This is a genomic window from Pontitalea aquivivens, assembly GCF_046507575.1.
Taxonomy (GTDB): domain Bacteria; phylum Pseudomonadota; class Alphaproteobacteria; order Rhodobacterales; family Rhodobacteraceae; genus Pontitalea; species Pontitalea aquivivens.
Window position 1 is genome coordinate 1 of record NZ_JBKFEY010000112.1, and the last position, 652, is coordinate 652.

Below are 652 nucleotides of genomic sequence, written 5' to 3' on the forward strand. Positions count from 1 at the left end.
TGGAGAAATGACTATGGACTACGAAACACTGAAGATCGATCGGGACGGGCCGTCCTTCGTTGTGACCCTCAACAGGCCGTCCCGCCGCAACGCAATCAGCCTGCAGTGCATGGACGAGATACTCGATGCGTGCCGTCAGGGCGAGGCAGAATCTGACAGCCGGGCGGTCATTCTCACGGGCGGTCCCGACTACTTCTCTGCCGGTGCGGATTTGAACGAGGCGCGAGCGACGCAGGGAGCGGTTGTCACCGTGGACTATCTGAACGCATGGCACCGCCTGAATGCGGGCCTCGAGAACCTCAAGAAGCCGGTCCTCGCCGCGATCGAGGGATTCTGCATGACAGGCGGATGGGAGTTGGCCCTCGCCTGCGATATCCGGGTTGGCGCCGAGGGTTCAACATACGCCATGACCAGTTCGAAGATCGGTTCCGTGCCGGGCGCCGGCGGCACTCAGAGACTGCCCCGCGTGGTCGGAATTCCGAAGGCGCTCGAAATCATGTTCTCCGGGGATGTCATCGACGCCCAGGAAGCCTATCGGATAGGCGCGCTCAATCGACTGACGCCGAAGGGCGGGGCGCTGGACGAGGCCAAGAAGATGGTAAAGGTCTACGAGAATCGCGCACCGACCAGCCTGCATTTTCTCAAGAGGGTT

At 61.5% G+C, this 652-nt stretch carries 1 protein-coding gene; it reads left to right on the forward strand.

Going from position 1 to position 652, the window contains the following annotated elements:
* Positions 1-13: 13 nt before the first annotated feature.
* Positions 14-652, forward strand: a 639-nt coding sequence (locus tag ACK8OU_RS20400) for an enoyl-CoA hydratase/isomerase family protein (protein WP_410305152.1), incomplete at its 3' end; no start/stop codon positions are given.